This is a genomic window from Anaerofustis sp. NSJ-163 (genome assembly GCF_024135845.1).
GTDB lineage: Bacteria > Bacillota > Clostridia > Eubacteriales > Anaerofustaceae > Anaerofustis > Anaerofustis butyriciformans.
The window spans coordinates 142,152-165,281 of sequence record NZ_JAMYJV010000003.1; the positions used below are offsets into that span (position 1 = coordinate 142,152).

A 23,130-nucleotide genomic window follows, 5' to 3' on the forward strand; every position below is an offset into this window, starting at 1 on the left:
TGTCTTTTTTATTTGTTTCTTCCACAGCATTTTTTATATTTCTTTTTCGAACCACATGGACAAGGATCATTTCTTCCTATTTTGTTTTTATTTACAACAGGTTTTTTCTTTGCGGGTTTGTCAGGACTGTTTGTAAACATTTCTTTAGGAGCTTCGTTTACTATTTCTTCAACTTTTTTCATATGGAATAAATATTTTACCGTATCTTCCTTAATTACTTCGTTCATTTCTTCAAACATTGCAAAACCTTCTTTTGTATATGCCTGAACCGGGTCGATTTGTCCGTAAGCTCTTAAGTTGATACCTTGTTTTAATTGATCCATATTATCAATATGTTCCATCCAATTTGAATCAACTACTTTTAATAATACAAGTCTTTCAAGCTCTCTTAATTCTTCAGTTGAAAATTCGTTTTCTTCTTTATATTTATATAATGCATAAACGCCGTCACTTATAATATTTTTAAGTTCATCAGTATCCGTTATGCTTTCATCAATATCAATATTTAAATCGAAAGTTGTAAATATATTTTCCTTGATTTTATCAAAATCCCAATTATCATTATAGCTTTCATTTGTTGTATAAGCATCAACAATATTTTCTATAACATAATCTATCATTTCATGAATTGCACTTGAAACATCTTCGCCCTTTAATACTTTCTTTCTTTGAGCATAAATAACTTCTCTTTGTTTGTTCATTACGTCATCATATTGAAGAACATATTTTCTTATACCGAAGTTCTTACCTTCGATTTGTTTTTGAGCATTTTCAATTGTCTTTGTAAGCATTTTACTTTCCAAAGCTTCATCTTCTTCAAGACTTGTTCTGCTTGCAAAGTTTTGTATTCTTTCTCCGCCAAATAATCTCATTAAATCATCTTCAAGAGAAATAAAGAATTGAGAAGAACCGGGGTCTCCTTGTCTACCTGCTCTACCACGAAGCTGATTGTCAATTCTTCTACTTTCATGTCTTTCAGTACCTAATATATGAAGCCCGCCAAGCTCTTTTACACCTTCTCCTAAAACAATATCGGTACCTCTACCTGCCATGTTTGTAGATATTGTTACAGCACCCATTTGTCCTGCATCTGCGATTATTTCTGCTTCCTTTTCATGATACTTGGCATTAAGTACGTTATGCTTAATTCCTTCTTTTTTAAGAAGTTTACTTATTCTTTCACTGTCTTCTATTGCTATCGTACCAACCAACACAGGTTGTCCTTTTTCGTGTCTAGTTTTAATTTCTCTTATAATTGCTTTATCTTTACCCTTCTTTGTAGTAAAGATTGCATCTTTCATATCAACTCTTATAAGAGGTTTATTTGTAGGAACAGGATATACATTCATATTGTATATTTCTTTAAATTCTTCTTCTTCTGTCTTAGCAGTACCTGTCATACCTGCAAGTTTATTAAACATTCTAAAGTAGTTTTGGAATGTTATTGTAGCTAAAGTTACGCTTTCTCTTTCAACTTTAACTCCTTCTTTTGCTTCAATTGCTTGATGTAAACCTTCAGAATATCTTCTTCCTTCCATTATTCTTCCCGTAAATTCATCTACAATTAAAACTTCACCGTCTCTTACAACATAGTCTCTGTCTTTAAACATTAAAGTGTTTGCTCTTAATGCTTGGTTAAGGTGATGTTGTAATTCCATATTATTTATATCAGAAAGGTTTTCTATATTAAAAGCTCTTTCTGCTTTTGCTATACCTGATTCAGTTAAGTTACAAGTTTTATCTTTTTCATCAACCGCATAATCCTCAGGTTTTAATGTTTTGATAAATGAATTAGCATCATAATATCTTCTTGTACTTTCATTTCCGCTTCCTGAAATAATAAGAGGAGTTCTGGCTTCATCTATAAGAATACTGTCGACTTCGTCCACTATAGCATAATTAAGCTCTCTTTGAACAGTATCATCTATTCTTTTAACCATATTGTCTCTCAGATAATCAAACCCGAATTCATTGTTTGTTCCATAAGTTATATCTGCATTGTATGCAGCTTTTTTTTCGTCAAAGTCAAGTCCGTGTACTATCAATCCCACACTCATTCCAAGATAATTAAACATCTTACCGTTCCATTCGCTGTCTCTTTTTGCAAGGTAATCATTTACGGTTACTATATGTACACCTTTACCTTCAAGAGCATTTAAGTATGCGGGAAGAGTAGCCATTAAAGTTTTACCTTCACCTGTTTTCATTTCAGCGATATTTCCTTGATGAAGAATAATACCACCAATTAACTGTACTTTAAAATGTCTAAGTCCCAAAACCCTGTCCGATGCTTCTCTGACTGTGGCAAAAGCTTCAACCAACAAATCGTCCAAAGTTTCTCCGTTTTTTAATCTATCTTTAAATTCATTTGTTTTATTTTGAAGTTCTTCATCACTCAAAGATTTGTATTCATCAGACAAAGCATCTATTTTATCTGCAATTTTTTCAAGTTTTTTTATTTCTTTATTATCCAACGATTTTGCAACCGCTCCAAGTAATCCCATAATCTTCAATTCCTCTCTAATAAAAAGATTTTCGTAAATTATATTGTATCATAATATATCATGAAATATGTAAAATTTAAGTAATTTTTAATAAATTATGTATCTTATTTTAATGAAAACATTAATTATTAAATTATTCATATTGATAAAAAACATTTATATGATATACTGACTTTAAAATATAATTATTATACATTATACATCCTATCGGGAGGAAAACAATGATTTTATCGGGAAAAGAAATAGAAAAAAATATCGGAAAAGATATAATAATAGAACCTTTTGACAAAAATAAATTAAATCCAAACAGCTATAATTTATCTCTTTCAAACGAACTTTTGGTATATGACAATTACGTTCTCGATATGAAAAAAGAAAATAAAGCGCATAAAATAATAATACCAAAAGAAGGATTAATACTTGAACCAAATAAACTTTATCTTGGAAGAACAAATGAATTTACCAAAACCAATAAATTTGTTCCTATGCTTGAAGGACGTTCTTCTACCGGACGATTGGGACTTTTTATTCATGTTACGGCAGGATTTGGTGATGTTGGTTTTTCCGGTTATTGGACTCTTGAAATATTTTGTATCCAACCTATTAAAATATATCCAAATGTTGAAATATGCCAAATATACTACCATGATATTAAAGGAGAATACGAATTATATAAAAGCGGTAAATATCAAAATAATACGGGAATACAACCAAGCCTTATGTTTAAAGATTTTGAAAAGTAAAAAAGGAATACAAAGGTATTCCTTTTTTAATGATAGATTCTTTTATTTTACCTAAAGAGTTATTTTTATTTAAAATTTTCTTACATCTAAAGATATAATATTATTAATTCCCATTTTTTCACATACAGGCTTTAATAAAAAATAAGGACAATCAGAAATTATTACATCATCTTTTTTTCTTTCTTCTAAATAAAATTCTTTTATTTTATAATCTTTTTCATTCCAAAATATTTCAATTAAAAAATCAATATCATCTATATAAGAAAGAAAAGAGAAAAAATATTTTTTCATTGTTTCTTTATTTATTTTTTTTATAAAAAATAAAAACTTATAAAATATAATTTTAAAAAAATAAAATATTAATTCAGGATACATTTTAATACAAAATAAATAAAAATCTAAACAGGTATCACCTTTATATATTACCTTATCAAAATCATAAACTCTCATTTTAATCTCTCTTTATAATTTAAACTTTAATTAAATTATAAAAAATTATATAAAATAGTAATATCTTTAATGGATAAATATTTTGTAAACAATATGTAAATAAAATTATTGACTTTATAAAATTTTTTTTAAATTTTTTTATCCTTTTTTATAAAAAAACACAAAATACATAAAAATATATAAAAATTTTTAATATATATTGTGTTTTTTATGTATTTTTCACCTGTTTATAACTCAAAATTTAATTGTTGATAAATTGTTTTTTTTTGCTATAATAGGTAAAAAGACCACTTATCTACATATATTTTGTAAAGTTATTAACAATTTGTTGGTGTTTTATGGATAAGCCTTATTTTTTTTCTGCATTTTTCCTAAAAATACGCTTTTTTCGTTCGTTTATATGTTGATAACTCATATGTGAATAATTTGTCAAAAAGAATAAAAAAAATTAGATTGATTTATATATCAATATTATTTTGGAGGTTGTAATGTCTTTTGAACAAGAACTATGGAATAACGCACTAGAATATCTGGAAGATGAACTTTCGGATTTTGTATTCAAAGAATACTTTGAATCATCCATTACACCCCTAGCCTTTGAAGATGATACTTTCTATCTTCAAGTACCGGATGAGGGAAATAAAATTTTACTTGAGGGGCAATATGCGGTACTGGTTGAAAACGCATTAAAATACTATACTCAAAGATACATAAAAGTTAAGTTTGTGGTCGCTTCTTCAAACGATATGGTATATACAAAAGAAGAAGCATTAAAAGAAATAGCGGCAACAAAAGAAAATAAAAAAAACGTTGAATATAACATATATAATACTTCATATATTCAGCTTAATCCTAAATATACATTTGATTCCTTTGTTGTAGGTGCAAATAACAGATTTGCTCACGCAGCATCAGTTGCGGTTGCAGATGCTCCGGCTAAGAAATACAATCCGCTTTTTATATATGGAGGAGTTGGACTTGGTAAAACTCACTTAATGCACGCAATAGCACAACATATTTTAAGAAAAGACCCTACAAAAAAAGTAGTGCTACTATCAAGCGAACAATTCTTAAATGAGTTTTTAGATGCAATACAAAATAAAACAAACGTACAATTTAGAAATAAATATAGAAACGCAGATGTACTTTTAATAGACGATATACAATTTATTGCCGGAAAAAACGAAACACAAAATGAATTTTTCCATACATTTAACGCACTTCAAGGTTCAAATAAACAAATAGTGCTTACGTCTGATAAACCACCTAAAGAAATACATAATCTTGAAGACAGACTTCGTTCAAGATTCTCTCTTGGACTTATATGCGACATATCAATGCCTGATTTTGAAACAAGACTTGCAATTTTAAGAAAGAAAGCTAAAGAAGAAAACTATCAGGTAAGTAACGAAATACTTAATTATATAGCAGAAAATATTGAATCCAACATAAGAGAACTTGAAGGCGTACTTTTAAAGGTAATGGCATTAAGCGAATTTTATAATAAACCTTTAACATTAGACCTTGTAAAAAAAGGATTAAAAGATATAATTGATATAAGTGATAAAAAAATATCTCTTGATTTAATAACAAAAGTTGTTTGTGAATATTACAATATAACAAAAGATGATATTTTATCAAAAAGAAGAACAAAAAATATAGCATATCCAAGACAAATATGTATGTACTTATCAAGAGAACTTACTGATAACTCTCTACCTACAATAGGAGAATATTACGGAGGAAGAGATCATTCAACAGTAATACACGGATATGACAAAATAAAAGAAGATTTAAAAACAAACGGCGGACTTCAAGAAGAAATAGATAAGATAACATCAAGCATAAAAAACAGTAAATAACAACTTATTAATAGACTTATCCTATAAATATTTTGATTTATTAACATTAAAAAACAGTCAAAAAATGCTTATTAAAAAGGATAAATGAAGTTATCAACATTATCAACACTACTAATACTATTACTTTTTAATAAAAAATAAATATTATATAGATAGGTCCCACTAAACATGAAAGGATGAAAACATGAATATAAAAGTAGACAGAAATGAATTTCTAAAAGCACTTGTAACAGTAAGTAAAGCAACAACACTTAGAAATGTAGGCTCTTTAGAAGGAATACTTCTTGAAAGTTATGATGATGTACTTTCCCTATATGCTACAAATAAAGAAATACAAATATCTACAATAATAGATGCAAAAGTAATAAGAGAAGGTAAATTACTTATTAATTCAAGAATACTAAGTGATATAGTAAGAAGCTTTGATAATGGAGAAGTTGAAATAGATGCAGATGAAAATAACAATATTAAACTTACTTGTTTAAATTCTAAATTTAATATTTCTGCCATGGATTACAGAACTTTCCCAAATAAAGAAGTTTATAATATAAATGACTTTATAAAAATGGATAACGCTACAATAAGAAACATGATTAAAGAAACATCATTTGCTTGTGCAAGTTCTGATTCTGTTTCACCTATTTTAACAGGTATACTTATAGAAAATAATGATGAAGATATTAAATTCGTTGCAATAGACGGCTTCAGAATGGCTATAAGAAGCGAACAGTCAAAGGAAAGATATATGAATAATATAAAATGTGTCGTTCCTGCAAGTACTTTAAACGAGCTTAATAAAATACTTACAAATTATGAAGATGATGTATTCTTAAATATTAATGATAAAAAATTCATAGCAAGTGTTGGAAGAACACAAATTGTTTCAAGTTTATTACAAGGTCAATTTATTGATTATGTAAATCTTCTTCCAAAAGAAAGCAAAACAATTGTTAAAATGAACAGAATGGAATTATTGTCAGCTTGTGAAAGAGCTTCAATCATTTCAGATGAAGGAAGAGCTCATCTTATAACAATGCATTTTAGCGAAAATAATTTACTTCTTACAAGTAAATCTGCTTTTGGTAATGTAGAAGAAAATATTTCTATTAATTTAAGCGGAGAAGATCTTGATATATCTTTCAACAGCAGATATATAATAGATGCTCTTAAAGTTATTGAAGATGAAAAAGTTATACTTGAATTTAATTCTTCAAACAGTCCTTGTTTGATAAAACCGGTAAATTCAAAGAAATATACTTATCTAATAATGCCTGTAAGACTTTCTTAAAAAGAACCTTTTTGGTTCTTTTTTTGTTAAAAGTATTTGAAAAAATATAAAAATATATATAATAAATAGAAATACATAAGGAGAAAGTTATGAAATACAGTATATATTATAATTCTTTAACTGGTAATACAGAATTTATTGCAAATAAAATAAATGAAATATTAAAAGATAAAATTGTTAAATTTGAAAAATATAATGGTGTTTATGAAGACAATAATGAAGATATTGTTTTTGTGGGATTTTGGACAGATAAAGGAAATGCAACCGATGAAATAAAAGAACTTTTAAGTAAGATAAAAAATAAAAAGATAGTTTTATTTGGTACTGCGGGATTTATGAGTAATAAAGAATATTACGATAAGATAATAGATAATGTAAAAAAATCAATAAATGAAAGCTGTGAATATATTGATTACTTTATATGTCAGGGTAAAATGGGAATGGGAATAAGAAAAAGATATGAGAATATACTTAAAGAAAATCCTGATAATGAAGGAATAAAAGATATGATAAAAAATTTTGATATAGCTCTAAATCATCCAAATGATGAAGATGTTAAAAATTTGGAACAATTTTTAAGTGAATATAAATAAAAAAAGAATAACTAATGTTATTCTTTTTTTATTTGTTATTTTATAGCTTCTGTTTTATATATAAATTTAACGCTTCCATTCATACCGTCACTAAGTCCTGAAAAGTTATCATAACTGTTTGCATTATCTACTACACTATGAATTCTTCCTTTTAAACTATCAAGACTTCCAAGTGTACTTACTAATTTTTCTATTCCTTCTTTATCAAAAGTATCCATTCCTTCTTCTAATTCTTTAGAACCTTTTTCAAGGGATGATATTCCTTCAATTAGTTTATCGCTTCCTTGTTTTAATGTTGTAAGTCCGCTGTCTAAATCTTTGCTTCCTTGAATTAAAGGATTAATACCTTGATTTATAAATTGATCTACTCCTAAAACTATCTGGTCGCTTCCCTCAGTTTTTAATCTATTACTTGATAAATATAATGTATCAAGACCGCTTTCAACACTTGAAGCACCATTTAAAATAGTACCTTCTTCATTACTAGTTAAGCTGTACTGAATTTGTTTTTGTGCATTTATAGTTTGTGATAAAGTAGATTGCATTGTTTTTAAATTTGCAAGTAAAGGACTGTCAGGCTGAGATTTTTCAAGTTGTTCAATTGTAGTATTTAATCCGCTTAATACTTGTTCATTGTAGCTTATTGTTTCACTAAGGCTGTTACCTGCTGTATTTATTCCATCTTTAAGTTTAGTGCTTCCGTTTTTTGTAGCTTCTATACCTGATGATAGTTTTCCTATATTATCAGATAAAAGGCTTGCTCCGTCTTTTAAATCATTAGCACTGACTTTTAGTTGTTCGCTTCCTTTTGCAAGTTGTTTTGCACCGCTGTTTAGTTTATCTATCCCTGTTGTAAGAGTTCCTGATTTATCTATTAAAAGATTAATACCTTCGTTTAATGATTTTGAACCGTTAACAAGTTCTTTTGAAGAACTGCTTAACTTATTTAATGAATTTGTTAAATCCATAATACTGTCAACATCGTCTAAGTTAATGTCTTTATATACTTCATTTGTTACATAACTCATTGTTCCGTCCATTGTAAAATCTTTTGCATCAAAAGTTATTTCTGCATATGAAGGAATATCAAAACCTCTTACTGAAATAGATTCATCAAGTCCCGGAAAAGCATAACACATTACAATCGTATTTTCTCCTTCATCTACACTTTTTCCGTTTGTAACTTTTATATTACTTATTTTATTTGAATCTAAAATCATTCCTGATACTGCCATAAAAGCATTATTCTCAAATGTTACGTTATCATAGTCTATTCTTATTTTTATTTTACCGCTTTTATGTGCAATATCTTTTGCAGATATTTTTTCACCGTTTAAATAATAAGTCATTTTAATATTTACTGGAAGTTTTTTATTTGAAGTTCCTTGATATGTTATATCTTTTCCTTGTGAATTCCATACTACTTCTGAAAATTTTTTATCAAAAGTTTCATTTCCTTTTAAATTTTCAATATCATTTAAGTTTGTTTTATCTTCTATTTTTTCTCCTTTTTTACCGCCTTTTAATGTTACGCTTACGATTTCTTTATTAACATTTCCGTCGGCATCTGATATAACATAAACGCTTTCTTCTTTACTTACGTTTGAATCTTTTGCAAATACGCTTGGAGTACAAATTGATAAAGCAAATAAAGATGATAATATTAAAGATAATACTTTCTTTTTATTTTTCATTTTTTATTCTCCTTCTTTTACGTTAAATTTATAAGTTGTTTTTATTATTAATTTATCGAATATCATAAGTGCACTAGGAAGCATTAGTATTACTACAAACATACTTATTATTGCGCCTCTTGATAAAAGAGTACAAATTGCACTTATCATATCTATTTTTGAATATAAAGAAACTCCCAGAGTTGATAAGAAAAATCCTAAAGCACTTACGATAATTGAGCTTGTTGAAGTTTTTAAAGCTAATAATACCGCATCTTTTTTTGCCATTCCTTTTTCTCTTTCTTCTTTATATCTTGTAGTCATTAATATTGCATAATCAACAGTTGCTCCAAGTTGTATGGTTCCTATTACTATTGATGCAACAAAAGGAATTGTAGTATTGGTGTAGAAGGATAGTCCCATATTTATAAATATTGCAAATTCGATTATTGTTACCAAAATTACCGGTATTGAAATTGATTTGAATACTGTAAGTATTATTAAGAATACTGCGGTTATTGATATATAATTTACAACTTTAAAATCATGGTCTGTAACATCAATAAGGTCTTTTGTACAAGGAGCTTCACCTATAACCATTGAATTTTTATCATATGATTTTGTTAAATTTTGTATTTTTGTTATTTGATTATTTACTTCATCTGATGCTGTTTTATAGTTAGAATTAATAATCATTAGTTTATAGTTATCGCTTTCAATTTGATCTTTTAATTCATTTGGTATTATTTCATCAGGCATTGATGGATCAATTATTGTATCCATTGATAAAACATCTTTTACTCCATCAATATTTTCTATTTTTTTTGTTAATTCATAACTTTCTTTTCTTGAAATATCTTTATCAAGAAGAACCATATGAGTTGAACCTATATTAAATGTTTTTTCTATTTCGTTATTTGCTTTTATACTTTCACATGTTTGAGGTAATGTATCATATAAGTTATAGTAAACTTTTGTATTGTTGTATCCGTATATTGAAGGTATCAATATTACTACGAATAGAATTGCAAATACTTTATAATTTTTTATGACAAAATTACTAAGCTTATCAAAACTTGGCATAAAGTTTTTATGTTTAAATTTATTAATGGATTTTTCAAAAGTAAGTATTAGTGATGGAAGAATAGTTACACAAGATATTATTCCTATTACAACCCCTTTTGCCATTACTATTCCAAGATTAAGTCCTAAAGTAAATGTCATAAAACAAAGGGATAAAAATCCTGCTATTGTAGTTATTGAACTTCCTACTATAGATGTAAAAGTATTTGTTATTGCATGAGCCATAGCTTCGTTTTTATCTTGGTAATTAGCAAGTTCTTCTTGGTATCTGTGATATAAAAATATAGAATAGTCCATCGTAACAGCTAGCTGTAAAACAGCGGCAAGAGCTTTGGTTATAAAAGATATATCATCAAAGAAGAAGTTACTTCCAAGGTTGTATATTATTGAAATACCTATACTAAGTAAGAAAAATACAGGTATCATAAAAGAATCCATTGAAAAACCTAAAATTAATCCAGTAAGTATAGCGGCAATGATTACATATACAACTGTTTCATGGTTGATAAGATTTTTTATATCCGTTACTACAGAAGACATTCCGCTTACAAAACATTCTTCGTTTGAAATATCTCTTATATCTTCAACCGCCTGCATAGTTTCGTCTGAACCCATTGAAGTATCATAGAATATAGCCATTAAAGTTTCATCTTTATTGTTAAAAGTGCTATAAATATTATCCGGCAGTATTTCTTTTGGTACGGATAAATCCAAGATATCGTCATACCATATTACTGAGTCAACATGGTTTACTTTTTCTATTTTTTCTTTTAAATTTTCAACTTGTTTATTATCCATTCCTTTTACTATATACATGGAAAATCCACCTTTACCGAATTCATCCATAAGTACATCTTGACCTTTCATCGTTTCCAAATCTTTTGGAAGATAAGAAAGGATATCATAATTTATTTTTGTGTTTATAAACCCTATAACAGAAGGTATTAACAGTAAAACAGCAATTAATAAAATAAGAATTCTATGTTTTACTATTTTTTGTGATATTTTATTCATTAGCTCTCCTCCTTTTATAATAAAAATGACTATTAGTCATTTTTATTATATGGGATTATAATACAAAAATGACCAATAGTCAATATTATTTATATAAAAAATTGACTATTAGTCATTTTTTATAATTTAATCAATTGACAAAATATTTTTAATGTGCTACTTTTTTATTAAGGGAGAGATTATTATGGGTATTATTGAAGATAAGAAAAGAAAAAAATTGGATAATCTTCTTGATTGTGCTTTTATTTTATTTACCACAAAAGGAATAGAAAATACATCTGTATCCGATATAACAAAAAAGGCAAAGGTTGCAAAAGGGACTTTTTATTTATACTTTAAAAATAAATACGAAATTAAAGATATACTTATATACAATAAATCGAATGAGATTTTTAATATGGCTAAAAAGGCTCTTGATAGGGAAAATATAAATTCTTTTCATGAAAAAGTTTTGTTTTTTGTAGATTATATAGTTAATACGCTAAATAATAATCCTGTAATATTAAGCTTTATATCGAAAAATTTAAGCTGGGGTGTTTTTAAAAAAGTAATAATAGATAATAATGAAGACAGTAAATTTAAAACATATTTTGAAGATATGATAAAGAATTCGGGTTATGAGTTCGATAATTATGAATTTATGTTTTATACGATATTAGAACTCGTTAATTCAACATGTCACAATGTAATTTTATATAATGAACCTGTATACCTTGATGTATTAAAGAAATATTTATATAAAGATATAAAATCTATAATAGATAATCATATAATTAAAAAAGACCTTTAGGGTCTTTTTTATATAGATAAGTTGTTGACTACTTATTTAAAAACATATATAATTTAAAATAAGTTTTTTTATTTGGAATATCAAATAAAAGTAAAGATCAAACGAGGTAATATATGAATAAAAATAAAGATGTAGTTATTAAACTCGAACACATTAATAAGAAATTTGGAGAAAAAGAAGCATTAAAAGACGTTACTTTTAATGTAAAAAAAGGAGAAATTCTCGGTTTTCTCGGACCTTCGGGAGCAGGTAAAACAACTTTAATAAAAATTCTTACAGGACAAATAACATCGGATCTTGGTATAGCCGAAGTTTTTGGAAAAGAATGTATAAAACTTCAAAACGAAGATTATGAAAAAATAGGTATGGTTCTTGATGACAGTGGTGTATACGAAAGACTTACATGTTTTGATAATATACTTCTTTTTGCTGATATTTATGGTATGTCAAGACAAGATGTTCATGATATTTTTGATAAAGTAGATCTTGCTGACGATAAATGGGAAAAAGCGGGAAATTTGTCAAAAGGTATGAGACAAAGACTTGTAATAGCAAGAGCAATTTTACATAGACCGGAATTGCTTTTTTTGGATGAACCTACAAGCGGTCTTGATCCTTTGACTTCTCAAAAAATACATAATTTATTGTTTGAGCTTAGAGAAAAAGGAACGACAATATTTTTAACTACGCATAATATGGAAGAAGCTACGAAATTATGCGATCACGTTGCTCTTCTTAACGAAGGTGTAATTGTAGAATACGGAGTTCCCGATGAACTTTGCAGAAAATATAATGATAGAAACGAAGTTACAATGTTATTAAAATCAGGCGAAGAAGTTATTTATCAAAATAATAGTGAATATGCAGATAAAATAGCTAATCACTTTAGAAATAATGAAGTTGTTTCAATTCATTCATCAGAACCAACTTTGGAAACTGTATTTATTTCACTTACGGGAAGGAAGTTAATATAATGAATAAAACTAAGAGCAAAAATAATTCGTTTAGAAAAATAAAAGCCATATTTATAAAAGAATTTAAGGATGCATTTAAAAGTAATAAAATAGTATTTATGTTTTTACTTTTCCCTGTTTTTACGTATTTTTTGGCATTTGTAATGAAAGGTAATGCAGGATCAAATCCTTTAATATTTTTAATGATGCATATATCTATGGTTCCTGTTATGGTTACGGCTGCATTAATTGCGGAAGAGAAGGATAAAAATACTTTAAAAGTTCTTATTTTATCAAACGTAAGACCTATGCAGTATTTGATTGGTGTGGGAAGCTTTGTTTTTATTATAAATATAATTACTTCTTGTTTATTTTTACCTTTATTACATTTACAACTTGTTTTTATACCTAAATTTTTGATTGTAATTTCAATAGGTATGCTTTGTTCTACCATATTGGGGGCAATTGTTGGTATGATAGTTAAAGGAGGAGCAAATATAGCCGCAGCTACTCTTCCTGTTTCAATTGTATTTGCGATTTTTCCTTTATTAGCATCAGGTTCTGGAAATCCCTTTTTGGCAATGGTGGCAGAATTGTTATACAGCGGCCAGCTTATAACTATAATATTTGACGTAGCAAACAATTTTACTTTTATAAGGTTGTTAATAATGATATTAAATGCAATATTCTTCTTAATTGTATTTACTTTGGTATATAACAATAAAAAATTATCAGATTAAAAAAAGCACTTTAAAGTGCTTTTTTTATACTATATTGTCTATTTTAAAATTAATTATTTTTTTTAAATCTTCTATATTTACTTCTACTTGATATCCAACTTTTCCTGCAGAAAATATTATTGTTTCAAAATCTTTTGCTGTTTCATTTATAACAGTTGTAAAAAACTTTTTCATACCAATAGGAGAACATCCACCGTGTATATACCCTGTTAAAGGCAGAAGTTCTTTTTCTTTAATCATTGATATTGATTTTTCACTAACGCTTTTTGCGGCTTTTTTAAGATTTAATTCTTTATTTACAGGTATTACAAAAACATAATGCTCCTTGCTCTTTCCTACTGTAACAAGTGTTTTAAAGACTTGATTTTCATTTTGGTTTAAAGATTTTGCAACATCGTTTCCGCTTAAACCTTGATTAGGATCATATGAATAACTTTTATAGTTAATTTTCTTTTGAGATAAAATTCTCATTACATTTGTTTTTTCACTCATAATTTACCTCTTTTATATAAATTAATAAGTATATTATAATGAAAATTTTTATATATTAAAGATAAAATTAAATATTTATATGCTTTACAACATTTATATTTTATGTTATAGTGTATATACACGAAAGGGAATTTTTATGAAAAGTAAAGGATGTTATTGTATTAATTTTAGAAGAGCTGCAAATAACATAACAAAATATTATGACGATTATTTAAAGGAAAGCTCTCTTACTTTAAATCAGTTTTCTTTAATAAAAAATATTTTAAAAATACAGCCTGCTTCAATAAGTGATATAGCATCTAAGGTAAGACTTGAAAGAACAACTGTTGTAAGAAATTTAAAAACTTTGTTTAAAGAAGGGCTAATAGAAGATATTTCAAAAGAAAATGAGAGAAATAAACAAGTTATAGTTACAAAAAAAGGAAAAGAAATTTTAGATATTGCCATACCTTTATGGGAGGAAGCTCAAGATAATATTGAAAAAATTTTGGGAATGGATAATTATAATAAATCTCTTGAAATTTTTGAAATAATAGACAATTTATAAATTTTTATATAAAGGAGATAAAAAAATGTTTTACGAAGAAAGACAAATGGAAGAAAAAGCTTTAATGGAAACAGCGGCAAAAATGTGTGCTGCGGCAAGAACGGCTCCAAAAACAAAAGGTGTAGATGATATTATTACCCTTGTTTTGACAGGCAGTGAAAAAGTTAAACTTGCAGATAAAATGGATGAAGTTTATCTTAGAGAATTTGGTGAAACTGAAGGACATTATGTAAGAGATGCTAAAAATTTAAGAGCATCAGGTGCAGTTGTTTTAATAGGTGTAAAAAAATCTTATAAAGGACTTCCTCATTGTTCTTTCTGCGGATTTAAAAACTGTGGAGAAAATAAAGAACATGGCGGAAGATGTGCTTTTAATACAATAGACCTTGGTATTGCTATTGGTTCTGCAGTTTCTGTTGCAGCTGATAACAGAGTTGACAGCAGAGTAATGTTTTCTATAGGTAAAGTATTTGAAGAAATGGACTTCATAAAAGAAAAAGATATATTATGGCAAGGTATTCCAATTAGTATAAGCGGTAAGAGTCCTTACTTTGATAGAGTAAAGAAAAAATAAAAAGACAATGTATATTGTCTTTTTTTATTGTTTCGATTTACTTAACCAATATTGATATGAAAAATCTTTTATTTTATAATATCTTTATTAATGGAAGGTTTATTTATGAAGAAAAAATGTGATGAAAATATAATAAAGGAGTTTAAGGATTGTAAGAATGTTATTTCTGCTTTAGGAGATGAAACAAGGCAGGCTATAATAATTTATATGACGATAAATTGTGACGGTAATGGTTTTAGAGTAGGGGAATTATCTGATAAAGTATCTGTTTCAAGAACATCTATATCACATCATTTGAAAATATTAAAAGAGAATAAAATTGTTGATATGAGAAAAGAAGGAACAAAAAATTATTATTATATAAATAAAGAAAGCAGCAGCTTAAAAACCTTAATTAACTTATTTAAAGATTTGGAAGAATATATAAAATAAGGAGATAAATATGAAAAAAGTAAATAATATATATTTTAGCCCTACATTTTCTACAAAAAAGGTTGTGGAAACAGTTGGAGAAACAATAAGTGATGAAATTTTTAATTTAGATTTATCAAATAAAGATGAAGATTATTCAAAGTATGAATTTAGTGAAAATGAAATTTGTGTAGTTGGAGTTCCATCTTTTGGAGGAAGAGTTCCTTCAACTGCGAGGGATAGAATAAGTAAATTAAAGGCAAATAATACTCCTTGTGTAATAATTGCTACTTATGGTAACAGAGCTTATGAAGATACCTTAATAGAGCTTAAGGATATTTTAAATAATAATGGATTTAATGTTTTTGCCGCAATGGGGGTAGTTTGCGAACATTCTATTATGAATGAATTTGCAAAAGGCAGACCTGATGAAAATGATATAAATGAAATAAAAGATTATGCTGTAAAAATAAAAGAAAAAATTGAAAATAATAATATTGAAGAAATTGAAGTACCCGGTAATAATCCTTATAGAAAATATAGTGCTGTTCCAATGGTTCCAAAAGCAGGTAAAAACTGTATAAAATGCGGTAAGTGTGCAGCTGAATGTCCTGTTGGTGCAATTGATTTTAATGAACCTGATAAAACAGATAAAGATAAATGTATTTCTTGTATGAGATGTATAAAAGTATGCGACTATAATGCAAGAAGTTTAAATAAAGTTATGTTAATGGCTGCAAGAAAAAAACTAAAAAAAGCATGTGAAGGAAGAAAGGAAAACGAACTTTTCATATAATAATGGATAATAAAAAAAGATGTAAGTGGGTAGATTTAAAAAGCGAAATTTATATAGCTTATCATGATAATGAATGGGGTGTTCCTGTTTATGATGATAGAAAACTTTTTGAAATGCTTATTTTGGAATCTTTTCAAGCCGGTCTTTCATGGATAACAATACTAAAGAAAAGAGAAGCATTTAAAAAAGCATATGATAATTTTGATTATAATAAAGTTATAAATTATGATGAAGATAAAATAAATGAACTTTTAGAAAATAAAGATATAATAAGAAACAAAAATAAAATAAAATCATCAATATCAAATGCAAAAATATTTGTAAAAATACAGGAAGAATACGGGAGTTTTTCTAATTATATATGGTCTTTTACAAATGGAGAAATAATAAAAAATAAAGATGATAATTTTAATACAACAAGTCCCCTTTCTGATAAAGTTTCAATGGATTTAAAGAAAAGAGGTATGAAGTATGTTGGAAGCACTATTATTTATTCATATCTTCAAGCTATAGGAATAATAAATGATCATGAGTTGGATTGTTTTAAATATAAAGGTTAAGAAAGTTATTCTTTCTTAACCTTTTTTTCTATACATTCTAAATCATAAATACTTGGAGAATAAATAATATTTCCCATATAATCAAATCTTGAACCGTGACATGGACAGTCCCATGTTTTTTCATCAGGATTCCACGTTAGTTCGCAGTTTAAATGAGGACATTTGCTTGGAACAATATAACAGTTTCCTTCTTCGTCTTTATATACTCCTACTTTTTCTCCTTTATATTCTACTATTCCTCCATGACCTAACGGAAGAGACTTAAGTGTAGTATCCGGAATATTTAAAAATTCTTTTCCTATTCCTTTTATTGAATAAGGACCTTCTTTAAGTATTGATTTTTTTATTCCTTTTGTATCAAACCTTTCGGGAGAAAATATACTGTCTTTATAATCAAATCCCTTAAGTATCATATCACTTATTATATTTGCAGCAACCATTGAAGACGTCATACCCCATTTATTAAAACCTGTAATTACATAAACATCTTTAAATGCTTTTGAAAACAAACCTATATAGGGTACTTTGTCAATAGTCATACAATCTTCACTTGCATAATGTCCTATTTCTTCAAAGCCTGGATATAATTTTTTTATTTCTTCTCTTAGATTTTGATATTTTTCTCCTGTTTTGTTTTCCCCGCTTCTGTGTTTTTCTCCTCCAAACAATAATATATCGTCGTAACCTCTGAAAGAGTATCCTTTTTCATCCACATTTAAATATATATCTTTTAATTTTTTTGTATTTTTTAAAATTAAAAAGTATGAAAGTTCTTGGTGCATTCTTAAAAAATAATATCCCGGAACATTTAAAAAAGGAAAAGAACATGCAAATATTATTTTATTTGCTTTTATTTTATATCCGCTGTCCGTAATAAGAGTTTTTCTTTTGGCTTTTACCTCTTCTATAAAAGTATTTTCGTATATTGTAAGGTCTTTTAATATGTGTTTTATAAATTTAAATGGATTGAATTTTCCTTGATTTTTATATTTTATTGCTCCTTTGAATTTTAAAGGAAGTAAGCTTTCTTCTATATACTCGCAGTCAATATCGCATTTTAAAAGAGCATTATATTCTTTTATTAATTTGTTTTCATCTTCTTTTGTATATAAATAAGCATTGCATTTTTCAAAATCGCATTCTATATTTTCTTCTTTTATTATATTTTCATATTCTTCTATTGCTTTTTTATTTAAATATGCATACTCCATTGCTTTATCAATACCAAAATTACTTATAAGTTCTTCATATATAAGTGAGTGTGCAAGAGTTATTTTTCCCGTTGTATAAGCCGTAGTTTTTTGGCATATTCTGTCTTTTTCAAAAATAACTGCTTTTATACCTTGTTTTTTTAACTTATAAGCAGTAAGAATTCCTGATATTCCTCCCCCTATTATTGCAACATCTACATTTATGTTTTTATTTAATTCTTCATACATCGGTAAGTTAACGGTGTTTTCCCATAATGAATTCATAATAATACCTCTAAGTCTATTTTTTATATATTATTGACAATTATAGGAAATATATAAGGTCGAAAAATAAAAAATAAGAAAAGCTGTTTTACAATTTAAGATTTATAATAAAATAATGAAAAATTTATATATAAAATTTTAATTATATATACAAAAACATATTAAAAATTAATATAATATAATAACCCAATAAATATCGAAAGGATTTAAAATGCAGGAAGAAAAACTTGTTTCATATATGTTGGATTTGGGTGAGATACTGCTTACTTCTGGAGCTGAAGTTAGTAGGGTAGAGGATACTTTAATTAGAATAGGAAAAGCTTATTTATTACAAAAAGTAGATATTTTTACAATAACTTCTACTATTATTCTGACTGTTAAATTTTCAGATAGTAATATAATTACTCAAACAAGAAGAATAAAAAAATATGAAACAAACCTCGAACAAGTTGAATACGTAAACCAGCTATCCAGAGACATATGTGTAAAAACATTAAGCATTAATGAGTTAAAAAAAGAAATAGATAAAATAAGGAATACTAATAAATATGATAAAAAACTTATATTTCTTTCATATGTTTTTGTCTCAGGTGCTTTTTCAATATTTTTTGGCGGAAGTTTAATGGATAGTATTGCTTCCATGATAACCGGAGGGGTAATGTATTTTACGGTTAATTCATTAAACAAATTAAAAATAAACAATTTTGTAACGAGCCTTTTATCTTCTCTAATAACGGCATTATGTGCAGTTATTTTGAATAATATTGGAATAGGAGAAAATATAGATAAGATTATTATAGGAAATATTATGCTTCTTATACCAGGTATTACTCTAACAACATCTTTAAGAGATATGATAAACGGGGATATTATTTCCGGTCTTCTTGGAGTTTTGGAATCAATTTTAAAGGCAATAGCTATTGCAATGGGTTTTGCTTTTATATTAATTCCTATAGGAGGTTAAAATGTTACAAGGTATTATACAGATAATTATGGCGGTTATAGGTTCTCTTGGTTTTGCGATTTTATTTAACATAAAAAGAGATAAACTTTCTATTATAGGTATTGGTTCTGCCATAGGCTGGATTTGTTATTTATTTTTCTTTAGTTTTAACGCAAATAAAGTTATAACTCTTTTTATAACAACAACCATACTCTCTTTATTTTCGGAAATTTTAGCAAGAAAAATAAAAACTCCCGTTATTGTTCTTTTAGTTCCAATACTTATACCTTTAATTCCCGGAGGAGATTTATACTATACAATGTATAATCTAGTAACAGGCAATATGGATAAATTTATATATTATTTTTCTCTTGTAATGAAAGAAGCTGCGGCTATATCTTTTGGAATAATCATTATTACGTCAATAATGCAGATATTTACAAAATTTCAACGATATAAATTAAAATAAAAAATCATGCTTATGCATGATTTTTTTATATTTGTCTTGGTATTTTTTTCGTTTTAAATATTAAAATCAACGTTATAATAAAAGTCGTTATTTCAGCAAAAGGAACAGCCATCCACATTCCGTTTAAATCAAAGAATAAAGGAAGAATTTTTAAAAACAGTATTAAAAGTATAAAGGATCTAAGAGATGTTATAACCGCTGAGTATTGACCTTTTGCATAGGAAGTAAGTCTTACTGCCGTAAAAATACTAAGTCCCGAGAAAAAGTATCCTATGGAATATATTCTCATTCCCATTACACCTAAATTGTATACATTTGTTCCTTTTGTTGCAAAAAATAATACTGCCAAAGGAGCAAATATAAAAGATATTATATATAAAACACTTGGTATAATGCTAAAAAATCTATATGAATATTTTTCCAGTTTAATAAGTACGTCTTTATTTTTATTTCCAAAGTTATAACCAAGAAGCGGAGATATACCCATTGAATATCCGGTATAAATACCAAGGAAAATAAATTGTACGTACATTATTATAGAAACAGCAGCAACACCGTCATCTCCCGCATATGTAAGAGCTGTTTTATTAAAAACAACAGTTGTAATTGCTATTGCAAGCTGATTTATAAATTCAGAAGAACCATTTACAATGCAAGGAGGTAGAAAGTTTAATTTTATTTTTTCTATTTTAAATTTTATATTATTACTATATTTTATAAAATAAATTATTCCCAAAATCATTGAAAGGATAAGTCCAAGTATTGTTGCTATTCCTGCCCCAAAAATTCCAAGTGACATTTTACCTACAAATATATAATCGAGAATAATATTTAAAACACCTCCCGATGCCGAAACTATAAAACTTATTTTTGGGTTTCCGTCAATTCTTATAAAATAAACAAAAATTTCTTTAAGCATAATGGCTATTGTTCCAAACAGCCAAATTTTTATATATATTTCACAGTAATCTAACGTTATACTTGTTGCACCGAGAAAAACTAATATATCCGATAAATAAAGAAGTATTACCCAGGAAATAATAATTCCTATTATTAAGCTTGAAACAATACAAAATTGAAACATTTGATTTGCTTTTGTTTTGTCGTTTTTTCCAAGATATATAGAAGAAAGAGAACTTCCTCCTACCGCAAACATCATTGCAATTCCGGTTAATAAATTAACTATTGGATATACTATGTTTATTGCAGCAAGTGCATTTGTTCCTACATATTGTGAAACGTATATACCGTCTACTATTGTATATAAAGTAGTAAATAAAGCAGTAAGATATGTTGGTATTATAAATTTTAAAACCTTATAGAAATTTATATTTTTTACATCCTTAAACATTAAAATATTTTTCATTTTTCCACCTCGAAGTAAATTATAAAGTTTAAACATAGTTTAAGGTCAATGGTTTTTATGATAAAATATATTAAAACTTTTAGGAGAATAAAAATGAAAGATGTTTTTTCAATAGGAGATATATCTAAATTTTTTAATATTCCAACTTCAACACTTAGATTTTGGGAAAAGAAGGGGTTATTGTCTCCAAGAAAAGAAGATAATAATTACAGGGAATATTCCCTTCCTGATTTAATGAAAATATCCGATATTGTTTTTTATAAAAATTTGGGAATTCCTTTAAAAGATATTTTAAATTTAAAAAATAAAAATATTATAGAACAAGAGTTTTTTTGCAGTGAACATTTAAAAGAACTTGAAAGTCAAAAAGCATTGATTAATAGACAAATACAAAGATTAAAACAACATCAAAAAGCTTTAAATATAATAAATGAACTTAAGGATAAGGATTATATAATTGCTGATATAGATACTGAATGTATTGTATCCTTTGAACTTACACAAAAAGAAAAAATAAAAATGTATATAAAAAATCCATATTTATATTCCAGAGTTCAACATTCAAATGCTACCGATAAAGAACAAAGGGGAATAACCGTAATAAAGCCGAAAAATAATAATGATATTATATGGCAGAAAAATAACGATAAATATGCTGTTTGTTTGATGAAAGAAGAAGTAGTAAAAGATTATCCAAATAACCTTAATAGTCTTTTATCAAAAGTACAGAAAAAATACGAAACAGGGTATATTATAAGCAGATTTTTAACTTCTGCAAGGGAAGAAAATAAAATATATGATTTTTATAAAACTTATATTGAAATAAAAAAAGAGATTGATTAATCTCTTTTTTATTTATTTAGAAGATAGTTTGCCGTATTTTCATCTGTTATTAATTTATTAACATATCCGCTTTTAACTGCAAGATAAATTGCGAACATTTTGCTTTCTCCACCTGCAACAGCTATTTTGTAAGGTACTTTTTTATAAACGTCACTGCTTATTCCTATGATTCTGTCAAGTATATCTAAAGCTCCTTCGTTACCGTCTCTATCTAGGAATATTGAAGATACAATATCGCAGCATATATCTCTTTGTTTTAATTCTTTTAAATCTTCATCTTTAAAGTATCCTGATTTATGTATTGTTGCATTGTCGTCTGCAGGATTACCAAGAGATGTTATAACGCAGTCTAATTTTTTATACATATCGAATACTTCTTTTATTGAACCTTCATTTATTATTATGTCTTTGAATTTTTTATTGTCTACTATGGAAGGCGCAAGAAGCACCATTGCTTTACTGCCGAATACTTCACCTATTTTTGCGGTAATTTGATTTGAATGACGGTCTATTGATACATTCCCATATCCTCCAAGAAGAGAAACAAAAGTTTTTTCAGGGTATTTTATGTCACTTTCAATATTAATATGACTTAAAGTGTTTCCCCAGCCTATACCTATATTATTATATTTTCTTACCATATCTTTTAATTCTTCACCGGCACCGTCTGCAAGAGAACGAGTTAATTTTTTACTGTCTTTAAAATATGGAACAACTTTAAAGTCTACATTAGGATATTTATTTTTTAATGCTTCCTCCAAATCGTTTAAAGGAGTAAATTCTTTTATTTTTATTTCGACTATTCCTTCATCTATACATCTTTTAAGTGCTCTTGATATTCCTATTCTTGAAATACCCATGCTGTCCCCTATTTGCTTTTGGGTCATGCCGTCAAGATAGTACATTTTTGCTATTTTTGAAAGGGTATTATTATCTAACATTTTTTTCTCCTAAAATTATA

General features: G+C 26.9%; 23 protein-coding genes. 15 read left to right on the forward strand and 8 right to left on the reverse strand.

Annotation, left to right across the window (positions count from 1 at the left end; translation table 11 throughout):
- Nucleotides 1-8: 8 nt before the first annotated feature.
- Nucleotides 9-2,504, reverse strand: a complete 2,496-nt coding sequence (secA, locus tag M6G78_RS04115) for a preprotein translocase subunit SecA (protein ID WP_253229681.1) — start codon at nucleotides 2,502-2,504, stop codon at nucleotides 9-11.
- Nucleotides 2,505-2,725: 221 nt separating this feature from the next.
- Between secA and dcd the strand changes: the two genes are divergently transcribed.
- Nucleotides 2,726-3,247, forward strand: coding sequence for a dCTP deaminase (gene dcd / locus M6G78_RS04120; RefSeq protein WP_138268294.1), 522 nt, complete (start codon nucleotides 2,726-2,728; stop codon nucleotides 3,245-3,247).
- Between the two features lie 69 nt (nucleotides 3,248-3,316).
- Here dcd and M6G78_RS04125 read toward each other — a convergent pair whose 3' ends face one another.
- A complete protein-coding gene (locus M6G78_RS04125; RefSeq protein WP_253229682.1) occupies nucleotides 3,317-3,538 on the reverse strand; it encodes a hypothetical protein in 222 nt (73 codons plus the stop codon).
- A gap of 647 nt (nucleotides 3,539-4,185) precedes the next feature.
- On the opposite strand from M6G78_RS04125, the gene dnaA reads away from it, so the two are divergent.
- The 3 genes from dnaA (at nucleotide 4,186) to bilS (ending at nucleotide 7,440) form a co-directional block, all read left to right on the forward strand.
- Nucleotides 4,186-5,559 carry a chromosomal replication initiator protein DnaA gene (gene dnaA / locus M6G78_RS04130; RefSeq protein ID WP_138269670.1) on the forward strand — a complete coding sequence of 458 codons (1,374 nt, stop codon included), beginning with the start codon at nucleotides 4,186-4,188 and terminating at the stop codon, nucleotides 5,557-5,559.
- A gap of 184 nt (nucleotides 5,560-5,743) precedes the next feature.
- Entirely contained in the window at nucleotides 5,744-6,847 is a 1,104-nt protein-coding gene (gene dnaN / locus M6G78_RS04135) for a DNA polymerase III subunit beta (protein WP_138269669.1), read from the forward strand.
- Nucleotides 6,848-6,936: 89 nt separating this feature from the next.
- Entirely contained in the window at nucleotides 6,937-7,440 is a 504-nt protein-coding gene (bilS, locus tag M6G78_RS04140; RefSeq protein ID WP_138269668.1) for a flavodoxin family protein BilS, read from the forward strand.
- A 35-nt stretch (nucleotides 7,441-7,475) separates the two neighbouring features.
- On the opposite strand, the gene M6G78_RS04145 is transcribed toward bilS, so the two are convergent.
- Nucleotides 7,476-9,134 carry a hypothetical protein gene (locus M6G78_RS04145; RefSeq protein WP_253229683.1) on the reverse strand — a complete coding sequence of 553 codons (1,659 nt, stop codon included), beginning with the start codon at nucleotides 9,132-9,134 and terminating at the stop codon, nucleotides 7,476-7,478.
- A 3-nt stretch (nucleotides 9,135-9,137) separates the two neighbouring features.
- The gene (locus M6G78_RS04150; protein ID WP_253229684.1) at nucleotides 9,138-11,210 is read right to left on the reverse strand and encodes an RND family transporter; all 2,073 of its coding nucleotides are present in this window, start codon (nucleotides 11,208-11,210) and stop codon (nucleotides 9,138-9,140) included.
- Nucleotides 11,211-11,394: 184 nt separating this feature from the next.
- On the opposite strand from M6G78_RS04150, the gene M6G78_RS04155 reads away from it, so the two are divergent.
- From M6G78_RS04155 to M6G78_RS04165, 3 genes are all read left to right on the forward strand, one after another.
- Entirely contained in the window at nucleotides 11,395-12,000 is a 606-nt protein-coding gene (locus M6G78_RS04155; RefSeq protein ID WP_253229685.1) for a TetR/AcrR family transcriptional regulator, read from the forward strand.
- A gap of 113 nt (nucleotides 12,001-12,113) precedes the next feature.
- The gene (locus M6G78_RS04160) at nucleotides 12,114-12,974 is read left to right on the forward strand and encodes an ABC transporter ATP-binding protein (protein WP_138267863.1); all 861 of its coding nucleotides are present in this window, start codon (nucleotides 12,114-12,116) and stop codon (nucleotides 12,972-12,974) included.
- Nucleotides 12,974-13,693 (forward strand): ABC transporter permease, encoded by a 720-nt coding sequence (locus M6G78_RS04165; protein WP_138267864.1) that lies wholly within the window; start codon nucleotides 12,974-12,976, stop codon nucleotides 13,691-13,693. The genes M6G78_RS04160 and M6G78_RS04165 overlap by 1 nt, the downstream gene beginning before the upstream one ends.
- A gap of 24 nt (nucleotides 13,694-13,717) precedes the next feature.
- Here the strand turns inward: M6G78_RS04165 and ybaK are convergent, their stop codons facing one another.
- Nucleotides 13,718-14,185 (reverse strand): Cys-tRNA(Pro) deacylase, encoded by a 468-nt coding sequence (gene ybaK, locus M6G78_RS04170; protein ID WP_253229686.1) that lies wholly within the window; start codon nucleotides 14,183-14,185, stop codon nucleotides 13,718-13,720.
- Nucleotides 14,186-14,321: 136 nt separating this feature from the next.
- On the opposite strand from ybaK, the gene M6G78_RS04175 reads away from it, so the two are divergent.
- The 5 genes from M6G78_RS04175 to M6G78_RS04195 all read left to right on the forward strand — a co-directional run bounded on the left by M6G78_RS04175 (nucleotide 14,322) and on the right by M6G78_RS04195 (nucleotide 17,073).
- Nucleotides 14,322-14,732: a MarR family winged helix-turn-helix transcriptional regulator gene (locus M6G78_RS04175; protein WP_253229687.1), complete on the forward strand. Its 411-nt coding sequence runs from the start codon at nucleotides 14,322-14,324 to the stop codon at nucleotides 14,730-14,732.
- Between the two features lie 25 nt (nucleotides 14,733-14,757).
- On the forward strand, nucleotides 14,758-15,306 hold the full coding sequence (locus M6G78_RS04180) for a ferredoxin domain-containing protein (RefSeq protein ID WP_253229688.1): 549 nt from the start codon (nucleotides 14,758-14,760) through the stop codon (nucleotides 15,304-15,306).
- Nucleotides 15,307-15,411: 105 nt separating this feature from the next.
- Nucleotides 15,412-15,738, forward strand: a complete 327-nt coding sequence (locus M6G78_RS04185; RefSeq protein WP_253229689.1) for a helix-turn-helix transcriptional regulator — start codon at nucleotides 15,412-15,414, stop codon at nucleotides 15,736-15,738.
- Nucleotides 15,739-15,748: 10 nt separating this feature from the next.
- Nucleotides 15,749-16,513, forward strand: a complete 765-nt coding sequence (locus M6G78_RS04190; RefSeq protein ID WP_253229690.1) for an EFR1 family ferrodoxin — start codon at nucleotides 15,749-15,751, stop codon at nucleotides 16,511-16,513.
- 2 nt (nucleotides 16,514-16,515) lie between these two features.
- Nucleotides 16,516-17,073 (forward strand): DNA-3-methyladenine glycosylase I, encoded by a 558-nt coding sequence (locus M6G78_RS04195; RefSeq protein WP_253229691.1) that lies wholly within the window; start codon nucleotides 16,516-16,518, stop codon nucleotides 17,071-17,073.
- Nucleotides 17,074-17,078: 5 nt separating this feature from the next.
- Here M6G78_RS04195 and M6G78_RS04200 read toward each other — a convergent pair whose 3' ends face one another.
- Nucleotides 17,079-18,548, reverse strand: coding sequence for an FAD-dependent oxidoreductase (locus M6G78_RS04200; RefSeq protein WP_253229692.1), 1,470 nt, complete (start codon nucleotides 18,546-18,548; stop codon nucleotides 17,079-17,081).
- A 211-nt stretch (nucleotides 18,549-18,759) separates the two neighbouring features.
- On the opposite strand from M6G78_RS04200, the gene M6G78_RS04205 reads away from it, so the two are divergent.
- Together M6G78_RS04205 and M6G78_RS04210 are read left to right on the forward strand one after the other, a co-directional pair.
- On the forward strand, nucleotides 18,760-19,512 hold the full coding sequence (locus M6G78_RS04205) for a threonine/serine exporter ThrE family protein (RefSeq protein ID WP_253229693.1): 753 nt from the start codon (nucleotides 18,760-18,762) through the stop codon (nucleotides 19,510-19,512).
- A gap of 1 nt (nucleotide 19,513) precedes the next feature.
- Nucleotides 19,514-19,960, forward strand: a complete 447-nt coding sequence (locus tag M6G78_RS04210) for a threonine/serine exporter family protein (protein ID WP_138267873.1) — start codon at nucleotides 19,514-19,516, stop codon at nucleotides 19,958-19,960.
- Nucleotides 19,961-19,985: 25 nt separating this feature from the next.
- On the opposite strand, the gene M6G78_RS04215 is transcribed toward M6G78_RS04210, so the two are convergent.
- The gene (locus tag M6G78_RS04215; protein ID WP_253229694.1) at nucleotides 19,986-21,326 is read right to left on the reverse strand and encodes an MATE family efflux transporter; all 1,341 of its coding nucleotides are present in this window, start codon (nucleotides 21,324-21,326) and stop codon (nucleotides 19,986-19,988) included.
- A 93-nt stretch (nucleotides 21,327-21,419) separates the two neighbouring features.
- Between M6G78_RS04215 and M6G78_RS04220 the strand changes: the two genes are divergently transcribed.
- Complete coding sequence (locus M6G78_RS04220; RefSeq protein ID WP_138267875.1) at nucleotides 21,420-22,169, forward strand: MerR family transcriptional regulator; 750 nt, start codon at nucleotides 21,420-21,422, stop codon at nucleotides 22,167-22,169.
- Between the two features lie 8 nt (nucleotides 22,170-22,177).
- On the opposite strand, the gene M6G78_RS04225 is transcribed toward M6G78_RS04220, so the two are convergent.
- Entirely contained in the window at nucleotides 22,178-23,110 is a 933-nt protein-coding gene (locus M6G78_RS04225) for a sugar-binding transcriptional regulator (RefSeq protein WP_138267876.1), read from the reverse strand.
- Nucleotides 23,111-23,130 lie beyond the last annotated feature (20 nt).